The organism is Nocardia sp., from assembly GCF_025465275.1.
Lineage (GTDB): Bacteria > Actinomycetota > Actinomycetes > Mycobacteriales > Mycobacteriaceae > Nocardia.
Window position 1 is genome coordinate 13,255 of the sequence record NZ_JAODNK010000002.1, and the last position, 13,435, is coordinate 26,689.

At 66.2% G+C, this 13,435-nt stretch carries 7 protein-coding genes; 3 read left to right on the plus strand and 4 right to left on the minus strand.

What is annotated here, in order from left to right; translation table 11 throughout:
* Positions 1–44: 44 nt before the first annotated feature.
* Both JWN03_RS00505 and JWN03_RS00510 read left to right on the plus strand, forming a co-directional pair.
* Complete coding sequence (locus JWN03_RS00505; protein WP_297607944.1) at positions 45–1,229, plus strand: hydroxylase; 1,185 nt, start codon at positions 45–47, stop codon at positions 1,227–1,229.
* 113 nt (positions 1,230–1,342) lie between these two features.
* Positions 1,343–2,974 carry a bifunctional aspartate transaminase/aspartate 4-decarboxylase gene (locus JWN03_RS00510; RefSeq protein ID WP_297607947.1) on the plus strand — a complete coding sequence of 544 codons (1,632 nt, stop codon included), beginning with the start codon at positions 1,343–1,345 and terminating at the stop codon, positions 2,972–2,974.
* Here JWN03_RS00510 and JWN03_RS00515 read toward each other — a convergent pair.
* The 4 genes from JWN03_RS00515 to JWN03_RS00530 form a co-directional block, all read right to left on the minus strand.
* Positions 2,931–3,578: a sensor histidine kinase gene (locus tag JWN03_RS00515; RefSeq protein ID WP_297607950.1), complete on the minus strand. Its 648-nt coding sequence runs from the start codon at positions 3,576–3,578 to the stop codon at positions 2,931–2,933. The genes JWN03_RS00510 and JWN03_RS00515 overlap by 44 nt on opposite strands.
* Positions 3,579–3,821: 243 nt before the next feature.
* Positions 3,822–4,868, minus strand: coding sequence for a polyprenyl synthetase family protein (locus tag JWN03_RS00520; RefSeq protein WP_297607953.1), 1,047 nt, complete (start codon positions 4,866–4,868; stop codon positions 3,822–3,824).
* A gap of 567 nt (positions 4,869–5,435) precedes the next feature.
* Positions 5,436–5,783, minus strand: coding sequence for a hypothetical protein (locus JWN03_RS00525; protein ID WP_297607955.1), 348 nt, complete (start codon positions 5,781–5,783; stop codon positions 5,436–5,438).
* A gap of 271 nt (positions 5,784–6,054) precedes the next feature.
* The gene (locus tag JWN03_RS00530) at positions 6,055–11,511 is read right to left on the minus strand and encodes an ATP-binding protein (RefSeq protein WP_297607958.1); all 5,457 of its coding nucleotides are present in this window, start codon (positions 11,509–11,511) and stop codon (positions 6,055–6,057) included.
* A 207-nt stretch (positions 11,512–11,718) separates the two neighbouring features.
* Between JWN03_RS00530 and JWN03_RS00535 the strand changes: the two genes are divergently transcribed.
* Positions 11,719–13,389 carry a bifunctional 3'-5' exonuclease/DNA polymerase gene (locus JWN03_RS00535; protein ID WP_297607961.1) on the plus strand — a complete coding sequence of 557 codons (1,671 nt, stop codon included), beginning with the start codon at positions 11,719–11,721 and terminating at the stop codon, positions 13,387–13,389.
* Positions 13,390–13,435: the final 46 nt, after the last annotated feature.

Sequence of the window (13,435 nt, forward strand, 5' to 3'; positions counted from 1 at the left end):
CGCTTGGCGGGGTTGGTTCTCGCTAGTGGTTCGGAGGTGCGGGCATGTCGCACAGCGTTGTTCATCGGGTGGCAGAGATTTCCGGGCAGTTGGCGGAGACCGCGGCGGAGACCGAGCAGGCGGGCAAGCTCTCCGATAAGAGTGTCGCGCTGATCCGGCAGGCCGGGGTGATGCGCATGCTGCAGCCCACCGACTTCGGCGGATTCGCGGCGCATCCGAGGGACTTCGCCGAGGCGGTCATGGCGGTATCCGCGGCCTGCGGGTCGACGGGATGGGTATGCGGTGTTGGCGGAGTGCATCCGTGGGAGATGGCGCTCATGGATCGCCGTCTGCAGGAGGAGGTTTGGGGCGCGGATCCGGATACCTGGATCGCCTCGCCCTATGCGCCGCAGGGTATCGCCACGCCAGCCGACGGCGGTTACATCCTGAAGGGCCGGTGGAGTTTCTCCTCCGGGACCGACCACTGCGACTGGATCTTCCTGGGCGCCTTGGTCGGCGACGCCGAGGGTAAGCCCGTGATGCCGCCCCGGACCATGCACGTGGTGCTGCCGCGCGCGGACTACACCATTGTCGACGACTCCTGGGATGTCATCGGACTGTGCGGCACCGGCAGCAAGGATGTGATCGTCGACGGTGCGTTCATCCCCGCGTATCGCACCATCGATTCGGAGGAGGTCGCCTCCGGGACCATTGCCGCCGACCGGGCCGGGCGCACCGAAACCGTGTACCGGCTGCCGTTCTGGGCCATGTTCCCGCTCGGCATCACCGCGGCGGTCATCGGTATCGCGGAGGGTGCGCTGGCCGCGCATCTGGACTATCAGCGCGGCCGGATCACCGCCATGGGCACCGCGATCAAGGATGATCCGTACGTGCTGTACGCCATCTCGGAGGCGGCCTCCGAGATCGCGGCATCGCGAGCCCAGCTGCTGGACGGCATCAGCCGGCTCTACGATCTGGCCGACGCGGGCTCGCCGATCACCTTCGCGGATCGATCCGTGGTGCGCCGCAACCAAGTTCGCTCCGCCTGGCGCGCGGTAGCGGCGGTCGACGAGATCTTCGCCCGGTCCGGTGGCAATGCCGTGCGCAAGGGTCATGTGCTGCAACGCTTCTGGCGGGACGCGCACGTGGGCTTGCAGCACGCCATTCACATTCCGGGATCGATCTACCATTCCGACGCCCTGACCTCGATGGGCATCGAACCGGAGGGCATGCTGCGGGCACTCATCTGAACGACCCCCCGGTCCGTCTCGAAATATGCGGTACGGCGTGTCGTGCTGCTCGGGAATCCGCCGTGCGCAACGGTGAGCATCGGATTCGGGATCGACCAGACGGAGGTTTGACGATGAGCGCCGACGATGCGGGCGTCGACCGTGCCACCGAGAAGAGGTATGAGCGGCTCAGTCCGTTCGAACTGAAGAACGAGCTCATCGATCTGGCCGATGACACCCTGAAGAAGACCGCACACTCGATGATCGATGCGGGACGCGGAAATCCGAATTGGACCTCCCTCGTTCCGCGAGAGGCGTTCTATCTGCTCGGGCAGTTCGCAGTCACCGAGGCCAGACGGGATTGGAGCGAATTCGCCGAGCTCGCCGGTATGCCGCAGCAGGACGGCAGCGCCGGTCGACTCGACCGATTCCTCACCGCGCACCAGGAGAGCCCCGCCGTGGCACTGCTGCGTGGCGCCGTCGAATACGGCGTCACCCGGCTGGGTTTCGACGCGGATTCCTGGGTGGGCGAGCTCGCCGATGCCATCCATGGCGACCACTACCCGCTTCCGGACCGCATGCTGACCCGTATCGAGCGGGTCGTGCACGACTATCTGGATCTCGCCATGGGCGGAGCGCCGGAAGGCGGCTGGGATCTGTTCGCCACCGAGGGTGGCACCGCGGCCATGTGCTATCTGTTCGACAGCTGTGTGCTCAACGGCCTGCTGTCGCCGGGTGATCGGATCGCGATCATGACGCCGATCTTCACGCCGTACCTGGAGATTCCCCAGCTGGATCGCTTCCATTTCGATGTTGTCGAACTGGAAGCAGTCACCGAGACCAGTACAGGTGTGCACACCTGGCAGTACCCCGCCGCGGAAATCGAGAAGCTGACCGATCCTGCGATCAAGGCGCTGTTCCTGGTCAATCCGTCGAACCCGCCCTCGGTGATGTTGGACCACAGCACGATCGAGCGCGTTGCGGCAATCGCCGAGCACGAGAATCCGAACCTCACGATCATTACCGATGATGTGTACGGGACCTTCGTCGAGGGCTTTCGATCATTGATGTCCATCGCAGCCGCCAACACCATCGGCGTGTATTCGTTCAGCAAGTATTTCGGGTGCACCGGCTGGCGGTTGGGGGTCATCGCCGTCGCGAAGGACAATGTCTTCGACAGGCGACTCGCGGCCTTGCCCGAGGCGGAAAGGGATCGGCTGGCACAGCGATACTCCGCAATCGCTGTGGACCCGGCGCGGCTCACCTTCATCGATCGCATGGTCGCCGACTCACGAGATGTGGCGCTCAACCACACTGCGGGATTGTCTACACCGCAGCAGGTGCAGATGGCGCTGTTCGCGCTAGCAGATCTGCTGGACACCAACTTCCAGCACCGCAAGGACTGCGAGACGATCGTCGCCCGCAGGCTGAAGGCGCTGTGCGACGGTTTCGGTATACCGATACCGGTCGATCCGAACGCCGCCAACTACTACGCCGAGGTCGATCTCATCTTCTGGGTGAAACAGCGGTGGAGCGACGGGTTCGCCGAGTGGTTGCAAACCGCGTACGAGCCTGTCGACCCGGTATTCCGATTGGCCGAGCAGGGGTCGGTGGTGTTGCTCAATGGTGGCGGATTCGGCGGACCCGAATGGTCGGTACGGGTGTCACTGGCCAATCTCGCCGAGGACAGCTATCGCAAGATCGGTCAGTGGCTGACCGAAATCATGGACGAATACCACCGGGAGTTCCAGCGCCGCACGGTGTGACGGCTCGGGGCAGTTCGACAGTGAAAGTGCCACTGCGACCGGGCTCCTGATCAACCCACACCGCACCGGCGTGCTCGGCGACTATCGACTGAACCACGGCCAGCCCCAGGCCGGCATCAACCCTGTCCGCCGTAGTCGCCGGACCATTCGTCGTGACTTCGACACGAACCACGCGGTCGTCGGCAATGATTCGCACCGAGAACGCGGCGCCTGGCTCAGCGGCGGCCACCGCGCACGCGATCAGGTTCGACAGTGCCAGCCGGAGGCGGATTCGGTCCCCCACCACCTCGATGGCATCGGAACCCTCGATTGTCAACGCCGCCAGGCGATTATGCGCCTCCGGGACATGGACGTCGCGCAGCACCAGATCGGCCAGGACGCCCATATCCACGGGCTGCCACTCGAATGGATACAGCACATCCATTCTAGTGAGGGTCAGTAACTCGTCGAGCATCCGGCGCATGCGCACCGACTCCTGCGCGATCCGGTCGATCACCAGATCGCCGTCGGATTCCGCGCCCTGCCGATACCGATCGACGAGGTCGCCGATCTCGGTCAGCGGCGCGCGCAGGTCATCGTTCGCCTCGATCAGCAACTGACCCATTCGGTTCTCGGTTCGAATGATGCCGGGCATAAATCGCCCGGGTCGAAGGGAGAAAATCGGGTCCGTCGCATTCATGATGCGCTGTCCCTTCTGACCGAGGGTCGAGGTGCGGCCGAGCCGAAATAATACGGAACCATGGCGTCTCGCAACGGCCCAACCATATGACTCCAGATATCTGCTGGCAACCGCAGGCAGTGTGATCCGAACCACTCGGTCTGCTTTAAAAGCGCCGTAGACCGGCACTCAGTGATTGCGGTGCGTAATCAGATCCGCGAGCAGGCGCAGATCCTGAGCGCCTTCGGAATCCGCGCCCGCGCGTTGCAGGCACGCCAGCGCGGCGGCAATCTCACGCTCCGCCTCGACGCTCGCCCATCTGCGCGCACCCGCCCGCTCGATCAGCTCGGTGAAACGAACGACCGCGGGATCGTCCACCGGCTCGTCGCGGTAGTACAGGCGGCCGAGTTGCGCACCGGCCGCTGTGCCGGACGACAGCGCCGCCATGACCGGGAGCGACTTCTTGTGACTGCGCAGATCCGAACCGACGGGCTTTCCGGTCGCCTTCGGGTCACCCCAGATGCCGAGCAGATCATCCACCAGTTGGAAGGCGGTGCCGAGATGCCTTCCGAAGGAGCGCATCTCACCGATCTGCCGCGGTGCCGCGCCGACCGCGATCGCACCGAGTTCGCACGCACAGCCCAGCAGCGCAGCGGTTTTGCCCGCCGCCATGGTCAGGCATTCGTCCAGGGTGACGTCGGTGCGGCCCTCGAACGAGATATCGGCGGACTGGCCGGCACACAGTTCCAGCACCGTCGCGGTGAGTACGCGCAATGCGGGACCCGGCGTCGCCAGTTCGGCCAGCACGTCAATCGATAACGCCTGCAGGGCATCACCGGCCAGAATCGCCTGGCCGACGCCGAATACCGACCATGCCGACGGGCGGTGCCTGCGGGTCAGGTCGTGGTCCATGACGTCGTCGTGCAGCAGCGAAAAGTCGTGCACGAGTTCGACAGCCACCGCGGCAGGCACCGCAGCCTCTACGAGCAGATCGCCCAGTGAGCCGCCGACCGCCCGCGCAGCAGCCAGCACCAACGCCGGTCGCACCGCCTTGCCCGTTTCCGCGCAGGCGGTGCCGTCGGCATTCCACCAGCCGGCGTGATACCCGGCGATGTGCCGCAAGGATTCGGGCAGCCGGTCCACCGCGGCGCGATGCGCTGGTTCCACCAGTTCCCGGGTATGCGCCAGTACCTGTGCGACGGTTTTGGTTCCAGGCGCGAACGGACCAGCAGTCATTCGACCTCCAGGCTCAAAGGATGTAGCGCGAGGGGTACCGCAGGATGACGCGGGGGAAATGACCTGGGATGCAATCCAATTGCGCACTGTAGCGGACGATTCCGACAAAATCCCTTGTGCGGCAACCTTGTCGCTATCAAAGTTCTATATCGATTCGAACCCAGGTTATTGAGCAAGCGTCCACTTGATCCAGGTACGCCGCACAGAACACCTTTCACGCAAGTCCGACACAAATGGGTTGCAGGCCTTGGATTCAATCGATTCGCCTGCTGAATCGTCTTCTGGCAGATATCGTCTCGCAACGGCCGCCACGTACTACACCCGAAAAGATGAGATGCCGGTTCCACCGCAGCACAGGGCGGCACGAACTCAGCGACCAAGGCCGCCGGCTTCGGCTACGTAAAACAATCCACCACAACCGACCTCACCCCCACCTCGGCAGTCTCCCTCACCGCCTCGGTAGTAACCGCAGCAGAACAACCCGACGGCCGCTGGCTCGTCAGCGACGTAAAACTCATCTCCACCTAACGGATCGAGTACGCCGTGGACTCAATGACAGGGTGCGGCTCAGAGGTCTTGGGAGAGGATCGAATTGCACCAGATTCGGATGCGGTCGACGGGCATGTCGTCGGATTGGTCGCAGTATCTGGAGAATTCGCGGCGGCCGGTGATGGCGGGCTGTTCGGTGAGGTTGAGGGCGTCGGCCCATTGGAGGGCTAGGAGTTCGGCGGCGACCGAGTCGTAGTCGGCGGGGACTGCGCCGAGGGCCTCGGTGAGGATGCCGAGGCCGCATTCGTCGGCTGGTTCGGTGTGCAGGCTCCACTCCAGCGGTTCCAGATTCATCCAGTCGAGGATGCTGGCGATTCGGGCCGACATCCGGTCGATCTCCGTCTGGTGGTGCGGGTCCACCCCCATTGGTGGCCCTCCTTCCCGTGGATTCCCATTTCCCCGAGCACTGATACTTCACCTCGACAACGCAAATCACCAGCGAACTATCTGCGCTGGAAGCATACGATGCCCCACTCAGTGTGCCCTCACCAGGTGCTTTTCGTCGCGCATCGGCAGGACTCGGCTACGAGGGCACCGCCGAACGCCCTGCGCCCCAGACCTGACCGAAACTCGGAAAGCTCTGGGGCGCAGGGGAATACACAGCTGAGAAGCACCGCCGATCAGGAGATCGGAAGTATTACCGCAGCCGCACCTCGATAGCCTCGATGATGCGGGGGCGCAGTTCGGCGGCGCGGACGATGGCATCGACCGAACCGACCTCGACGGCACGCGGAATATTGTGCACGCGGTCGAATTCCGCTGCGACATCACCGAGCTTCTCCACGCGCACCGAGGCCCGGATCTCGTCGCGTTCCGCGATCAGAGCCGCGCGATCCATGCCGGTGGAATTCGCGGCGCGCTCCTCCAGGTCCCGCACCCGCGCATCCGCGGCCGTGCGTGCATTGACCTCATTCGAGAACACCACTGCCGCAGCGGGAGCCCCACCGAGCACCGAGGCGAACGATCCTTCGATCGCCAGCACCGTCATATTCGGGTTCAGCGCCTTCGAGAACACGACGAACGCGCCACCGTGATACCGGGAGATCACGCAGAACACAATGGGCCCTTGGAAGTTCACGATCGCACGGCCGATCTCGGCGCCGTACTCGAGCTGCAACTTCCGCATGGACTCCGGCGAACCGTCGAAGCCGGACAGGTTCGCCAGCACGACCAGCGGCCGATTGCCACTGGCAGCGTTGATCGCCCGCGCGGCCTTCTTCGACGACCTCGGGAAGAACGTGCCGGCCGTATAGGTATCCGGCCCGTCGGTGGACGGGAAGCCGCGGCGCGGCACCCCCCGCGACTCGATACCCAGCAGGCACACCGGAATACCGCCCAGGTGCGCGTCCTGCACCACGGCGGTCTCGGCATCGGCCATACCCGCCCAGCGCTCCAGCACCGGGTGGTCCTGATCCGACACCGCCCGCATCACCGTTCGAATATCGAAGGGCTTCTTGCGATCCGGATTCGCGGCGGCGGAGAAGATCTCCCCGACGGTGGTGAAATCGCTGTCCGCCACCACATGCGGGTAGTCGGAGACGTCGCGGTCGATCGGGTCAGTGGTCTGCGCCCGCCGCGGCGACTGCTCGCCCGGCGCCACATAGGTGTGGTCGTAGTGCGCCATCAGCACATCCCGCGCGGCCTGCAGGTCCGGCGCCCAATACTGCGCCTGGCCATTGGGACCCATCACCCGGTCGTAGCCGCCGATACCGAAATTGTCCTCGGCCGACACACCACCGGAGAAGTCCAGCGCCTGCTTGCCGGTGAGCACCATCGCCGAATCCGGTGTCATGACCAGAATGCCCTTGGTGTGCATGAGCATGGTCGCCTCGGCGTTCCAGTACGGCTGCGCACCGACATTGATGCCCGCGACGACAATATTGATCTCGCCGCCGTCCTGGGTGAACTCGACGATCCGCTTGAGCGCCGCGGCCACCCAGTCCATATTCTCGGTGCCCGACTCCATCGAGATCCGGGCGCCGGAGGACAGTGCGAACCACTCCAGCGGCACCTGCATCCGCTCGGCCAGATCCAGTGCGCCGATCACCCGGCGGCATTCCGGTTCCGACAGTGCGCCAAGCGATTTTGTCGGATCACCGAGCAGCACCACGCGGGTGACACCCTCCGGATACTGCGTGGTCGGCGTGCTGACCACACCCGCCACGATCGCGGCCTTGTTCCGGCCCTTGGGCCGGTCCACGGGCACCAGCGCGTGGTTCGCGTCGAGGTCGTACTCGGCGAAATCGCCGAGCATGCCGGTCAATTCGTAGGGGTACACGGTATTGCGGCTGCTGGCCCGCAGCACCTTCTGCCGGTACTCGTCCAGCGGCTCCACCGGATCATCGGACCGCTCACCGATAATGACCTCGGTGCCGCCGGTGGCGCCGAAGAGGACGCGCACCGCGACCTTCTTCAGCTCATCGGTCTTCGGATCCCGATGCCGCGCAATGATCAGGATCTCCTCCAACCCCGCGCCTGCGGTGGTCGGCTGCACGCGGGCGGCGATCGTCTCCAGCTCGGCGCGGGTGATATCGACCGGCGGCCAGATGTACATGACAATGCGGTTGGTGTGCAGGCGTTTTGCCGACGGCCGCAGGGTCTGCGCCCGGCGGATCGAATCGAGGCAGGTGGCGATGGTGATCTCGGCGGTCGGCAGCGCGAGCAACCGGCCGTCGTGCTCCCGCAGTGCCGCCAGGTCACGTACCTGCGCGAACGCGACGAGTCGCTCGTCCGACGGGTTTTCCTTTGCCACACACCGGAACAGGTAGATCTCCTCGTCATCCGAGGACGGCAGCCGAGTGAGGTCGAACTTGTGCAGCCGCTTCATCTGCATCCGCTGCGCGATGTACGGGTGCAGACCGCGGATCAGCCGCTCCTCGGCCAGACCGGTAGCGGACGGGCGGAACGTGAAGTGGTGGTGCATGACCGCACCGCCGCTGCCCGCGACCGTGGCGGTGATCCGGTGCACCTGGTGCGGCAGCGGTTGCGCATTGAGCGCTTCCTGCAGGGCCGCCGCCATGGCGTCGAAGTCCTCGGGCTGCTTCTCCCAGCTGAGATAGATATCGGCTTCGATAGAGGCAGCGCCACTGGCCAATTCGCTCAGACCGCGCAGCACGGTGTCGAGCGCGTCGAAACTCACCGCGGCCGATACCAGGGTCAGACCCCGGCGCTCGGCGATGACGAAGGTGCAGTCGTCCGCCTCATGGGTGCGAACATCGACCAGCCCCTTGTTGCCGTAGTACCGGCGGGTCAGCACCTCCAGCATGGCCGTGTTGTCGGCATGGCCGCGCACCAGCCGCTGGCCCAGCAGTCGCACCAGCGGCTCGGTGCTGCGCACCATATCGGAGATGTGCTCGGCGCGATCGGGGGTATCCGGATGCGTATCGAGGTGGCGCAGGTACTTGCGGACATTGGTGTAGACGCGAGCACGGTTGCGCCGCAACAGCGGCTGGCCGTACCAGGCGTACACCACGCCGCGGGTGAGGTCCGCGATCGCGGGGAAGCGCACCTGCGTCGCCGCCACCAGGCGCTCCAGCGCCAGACCGGCCGGCTCGCGCAGCGCACGGTCCGGCACCGACTCGCGCAGCCACTCACGCAGGAGCGTGGTGATCACCGTGATGGTGTCGGCCGGACGCTGCTGGGCCAGGAAGATACGGAAGACCGCGCCTTCGAGATCGGGAGTCCGATCCAGATCGGTGACGCCGTAGTGCCCGAGCGCCTTGGCGAGCTTGGCCCGGTAGGTCTCCGGCAGCCCGGCCCGCTCGACATCGAGGCTCTGCAAATAGGTGTGGAAATGCTCACGGGCACTGTGGACGTGGCTGTGACCGCCGTCCTCGTCCCACGAGCGGTTGTGCGTCAGCTCGGCGAGATCGGCGAACACCTCGATGAGTTCGAGCTCCTCGGCCAGCGGCCGGCGGTTGTCCAGGATGGCTTCCCGGCGCGAGACCAGGTAGTCCTCGACCACCCGGCGCTCGTCGTGCGGATCGACATCGAAGCCGAGCAGCATGCCGCGCAGGTCCTGCTGACCGCGGGCCAGCCGCTCGTGCGGCAGCACCGCCGTGAATTCGACGGGCAGATCCAGCTCGCCCACCGTGACCGCCGCGGCCTCCGCGTCGTCATCGGCGAGCGGCTCCAGCCGCATCAGCGGCGCGCCGGTCTCCACCTGGGAGCCGACGGAAACAGTGCATTCCTTCAATCGCGCCCGGAACGGCGCGCGCAGCACCGTTTCCATCTTCATGCTCTCGAGCACCAGCAGCGGCGCGCCCGCCTCGACCTCGGCGCCGATCTCCAGCGGCGTGGCGACCACCAGCGCGGGAGCCGGTGAGCGAACCACACCGCCCTCGTCACGACTGATGCGATGGGTGACACCGTCGACATCGACCACGTGAATCGGGCCGTGCGTGCCGGTCGTCAATCGGTACCGGGTGCCGTTGACGACGATCTGCCCGGTGTGGTGATCGAAACGCTCGAGATCGACATCGGCGGTGCGAATATCGCTGCCCGCCTCGACCGCGATACGGAACCGGTGCGCACCGATGCGCGCGACGCGCACCCGGTAGCCGGCGCCGCGCAGCTTGAGATCGCGCGGGCGGCCACTCTCGTGCTGCACCTGCGGGCGTCCGCCGGAAGCCGTGGACAGCAACCGGTTTCGCTCGACCCGCTCTTCCTCTTCATAGGCATCGATCGCGGCGGCGGCCAAGGCGACCGTGGAGTTGAGGTGCGAGACCAGCCGGCCCTCACCGCGCACGCGGTCGATCCAGCCGGTGTCGGCGCTGCCGTCGATCACCTCGGGCTGGATCAGCAGGTCGAGCACAAAGCTCTTGTTCGTGGCGCCACCCTCGATGACCACGCGGGTCTGCGCCACGGCCCGGCGCAACCGGCCCAGCGCCTCGTCGCGGTTACGGCCGTAGGCAATGATCTTGGCGATCATCGAGTCGAAGTCGGCGGGAATCGTATCGCCCTCGCTGACACCGGTATCCACGCGAATTCCGGGTCCGGCCGGCAGGTCCAGTCGCGCGATGCGGCCCGGGGCGGGCGCGAAGTCGCGATCGGGGTCTTCGGCATTGAGCCGAGCCTCGATGGCGTGGCCGCGCTCGGCCGGGGGCTCGCCCTCGAGCCGGCCGCCGGAGGCCACCAGCAGCTGCGCCCGCACCAGATCGAAACCGGTGGTGGACTCGGTGATCGGATGTTCCACCTGCAGGCGGGTGTTCACCTCGAGGAAGGCGAAAAGCCGCTCACCCGGGTGGTAGAGGAATTCGACGGTCGCCGCGCCGCAGTACCCGACCGCAACCGCGAGCCGCTCGGCCGAGGCCTTGAGCTCGGCTGCCTGCTCGGGGCTCAGCACCGGTGAGGCCGACTCCTCGATGACCTTCTGATTGCGCCGCTGCACCGAGCAGTCGCGCACACCCAGCGCCCACGCGGTCCCGTGACTGTCGGCGATCACCTGGACCTCGACGTGCCGGGCGCCCGTGACCAGACGCTCCAGGAAGACCACACCACTGCCGAAGGCACGCGCGGCTTCCTGACGAGTGCGTTCATAGGCATCGACAAGTTCGGCGTCGTTCGACACCATCCGGATGCCGCGCCCGCCGCCGCCGGCGGTGGCCTTCAGCATGAGCGGATAACCGATATCGGCCGCGGCCGACAGGGCGTCGTCGGCGGTCTCGACCGCCCCGCGGCTCCACGGCGCGACCGGCACACCGACTTCCTCGGCGATCAGCTTCGCGCCGATCTTGTCGCCGAGCTTGCGCATGGCGTCCGGGCTGGGCCCGATGAAGGTGACGCCGATCTGCTCGCACAGCTCCGCGAATGCCGGGTCCTCTGCGACGAAACCCCAACCGACCCAAGCGGAATCGGCTCCGGTTGCGAGCAGGGCGCGCTCGAGCACCTTCAGATCGAGATACGGGCGGGCGGAGGCCGGACCCAGGTCGTAGGCGATGTCAGCCTCGCGCACGAATGTCGCATTACGGTCGACATCGGTGTGCAGAGCGACGGTTTCGATCGGTATTCCGGTCTCCGCGGCCAGATCTCGGGCGGCATGGATGAGGCGCATAGCGGCCTCTCCCCGGTTCACGATGGCGATGCGGCTGAACAACTCGCCGACTCCTTTCCACAGCACTGGCCCGGTAGGGCAATGGTGATTACTCCCGGTTCCGCTTAGTGTGCACTCCGCTTCGAGCAGATGCACAGCGTCACGGGGTTACCCGTCCGTATTGCGGGACTCGGCCCCTGACGCGGGTAGAACCCGCCGCGATAGCGGAGATCGACAGTGATGTCGGTGCCCGCTGCCAGACTCGGGGATATGAGATGGGCGGTGGCGGAAACTGGCGAGGGGGGTGCGCGGCTGTGCCCATTGGGTCCGGACGGCCGCCCGGCCGGGCCGGTGCTGCACGAGCCCTCGCTCGCCGAGGCGGTGCGCTCACGTCCGGAGGTCGAGCGGTGGGTCTGGCGCTCGACCTCCGAGATATATCGGCATCTGCTTGCAGCGGGAGTGCGGGTCGAGCGCTGCTACGACGTGGAGGCCGCCGAATCGCTGTTGATCGGTCATGAGCAGGGCCAGTCGGGGCAGGCTCGCTCATTGGCCGCGTCCTGGGCGCGATTGCACAATCTGCCGGTCCCGCCGGACGCGCCCGCACGGGCCGCCGAGACCCAGCCGTCTCTGTTCGAGTCGGGTCCGGTGCCGCTACCGCCCGGTACGGACGAGTTCACCGCACTGCTGGAGGTTTACGCGGCACAGGTGGCCCGCACGGCCGAGACCGAATATCCCGAACGCATGCGCCTGCTGCTCGCCGCCGAATCAGCGGGCATGCTGGTGGCCGCGGAAATGTACCGAGCCGGAATTCCCTGGCACGCGGACGTGCACCGGGAGTTACTCGAAAGCCTGCTGGGGGAACGTATTTCGGGCGGGACGGAACCGCGCCGGATGGCAGAGCTGGCCGAGGAGGTGTCGCGGGCCTTCGGGGCGGGCGTGCGGGTCCGGCCCGACCTGCCGCAGGACATCATCAGGGCCTTCGGCCGCGTCGGGATCCTGTTGTCCTCCACCCGGAAATGGGAACTGCAGGAGGTCGATCACCCCGCGGTGGCGCCGCTGCTGGCCTACAAATCGCTCTACCGCCTGTACACCGCCCACGGCTGGTCCTGGCTCGAGCAGTGGGTGCACGACGGCCGGTTTCGTCCCGAATATGTGCCGGGCGGCACGGTGACCGGCCGGTGGACCACCAATGGCGGTGGCGCCCTGCAGATTCCGAAGGTGATCCGGCAAGCGATACGGGCCGACCCGGGATGGCGGCTGGTGGTCGCCGACGCCGACCAGATGGAACCACGGGTGCTGGCCGCGATCTCGCGCGATCCGGGGCTGATGGAGGTGGCCGGTCGCGGTGAAGATCTCTATGCGGATCTGGCGGCCCGGGCCTTCGGCGGCGATCGCGCCCAGGCCAAAATCGCGATGCTGGGGGCTATTTACGGCCAGACCTCCGGAGATGCCCTCACCCATATGGCCGAACTCCGCCGCCGCTATCCGGCCGCGGTGGCGTATGTCGACAATGCGGCCAGTGCCGGCGAGGAAGGCCGTCTGGTGCGCACCTGGTTCGGCCGCACCTGTACGCCGGTCGCCGCGGCCTCCGATCAGGTAGATCACTCGCAGGACAATCCCGGGCGGTTCGGCAGTACACCCAGCGCGCGTGCGCGAGGCCGCTTCACCCGAAACTTCGTGGTGCAGGGCAGCGCCGCCGACTGGACACTGCTGGTGTTGGCGGGGCTGCGTCATGCGCTGACCCACGCGGGACTGCGCGCCGAATTGGTCTTCTTCCAGCACGATGAGGTCATCGTGCATTGTCCGGAGGACGAGGCCGAGACGGTCGCCGCGGCAATCGCCACCGCAGCGGCGAACGCAGGCCGAATCGCCTTCGGGCCCACACCGGTTCGGTTCCCCTTCACGACGGCGGTGGTGGAGTGCTATGGGGACGCGAAGTAGCCTCGGCAACTGAGATATGTGCGGGGTTTACGTTCGGAGTGACCGG

Coding starts and splice junctions, on each gene's coding strand:
- JWN03_RS00510 (WP_297607947.1), top strand. CDS start 1,343: ATGAGCGCCGACGATGCGGGCGTCGACCGTGCCACCGAGAAGAGGTAT.
- JWN03_RS00505 (WP_297607944.1), top strand. CDS start 45: ATGTCGCACAGCGTTGTTCATCGGGTGGCAGAGATTTCCGGGCAGTTG.
- JWN03_RS00520 (WP_297607953.1), bottom strand. CDS start 4,868: ATGACTGCTGGTCCGTTCGCGCCTGGAACCAAAACCGTCGCACAGGTA.
- JWN03_RS00535 (WP_297607961.1), top strand. CDS start 11,719: ATGAGATGGGCGGTGGCGGAAACTGGCGAGGGGGGTGCGCGGCTGTGC.
- JWN03_RS00525 (WP_297607955.1), bottom strand. CDS start 5,783: ATGGGGGTGGACCCGCACCACCAGACGGAGATCGACCGGATGTCGGCC.
- JWN03_RS00515 (WP_297607950.1), bottom strand. CDS start 3,578: ATGGGTCAGTTGCTGATCGAGGCGAACGATGACCTGCGCGCGCCGCTG.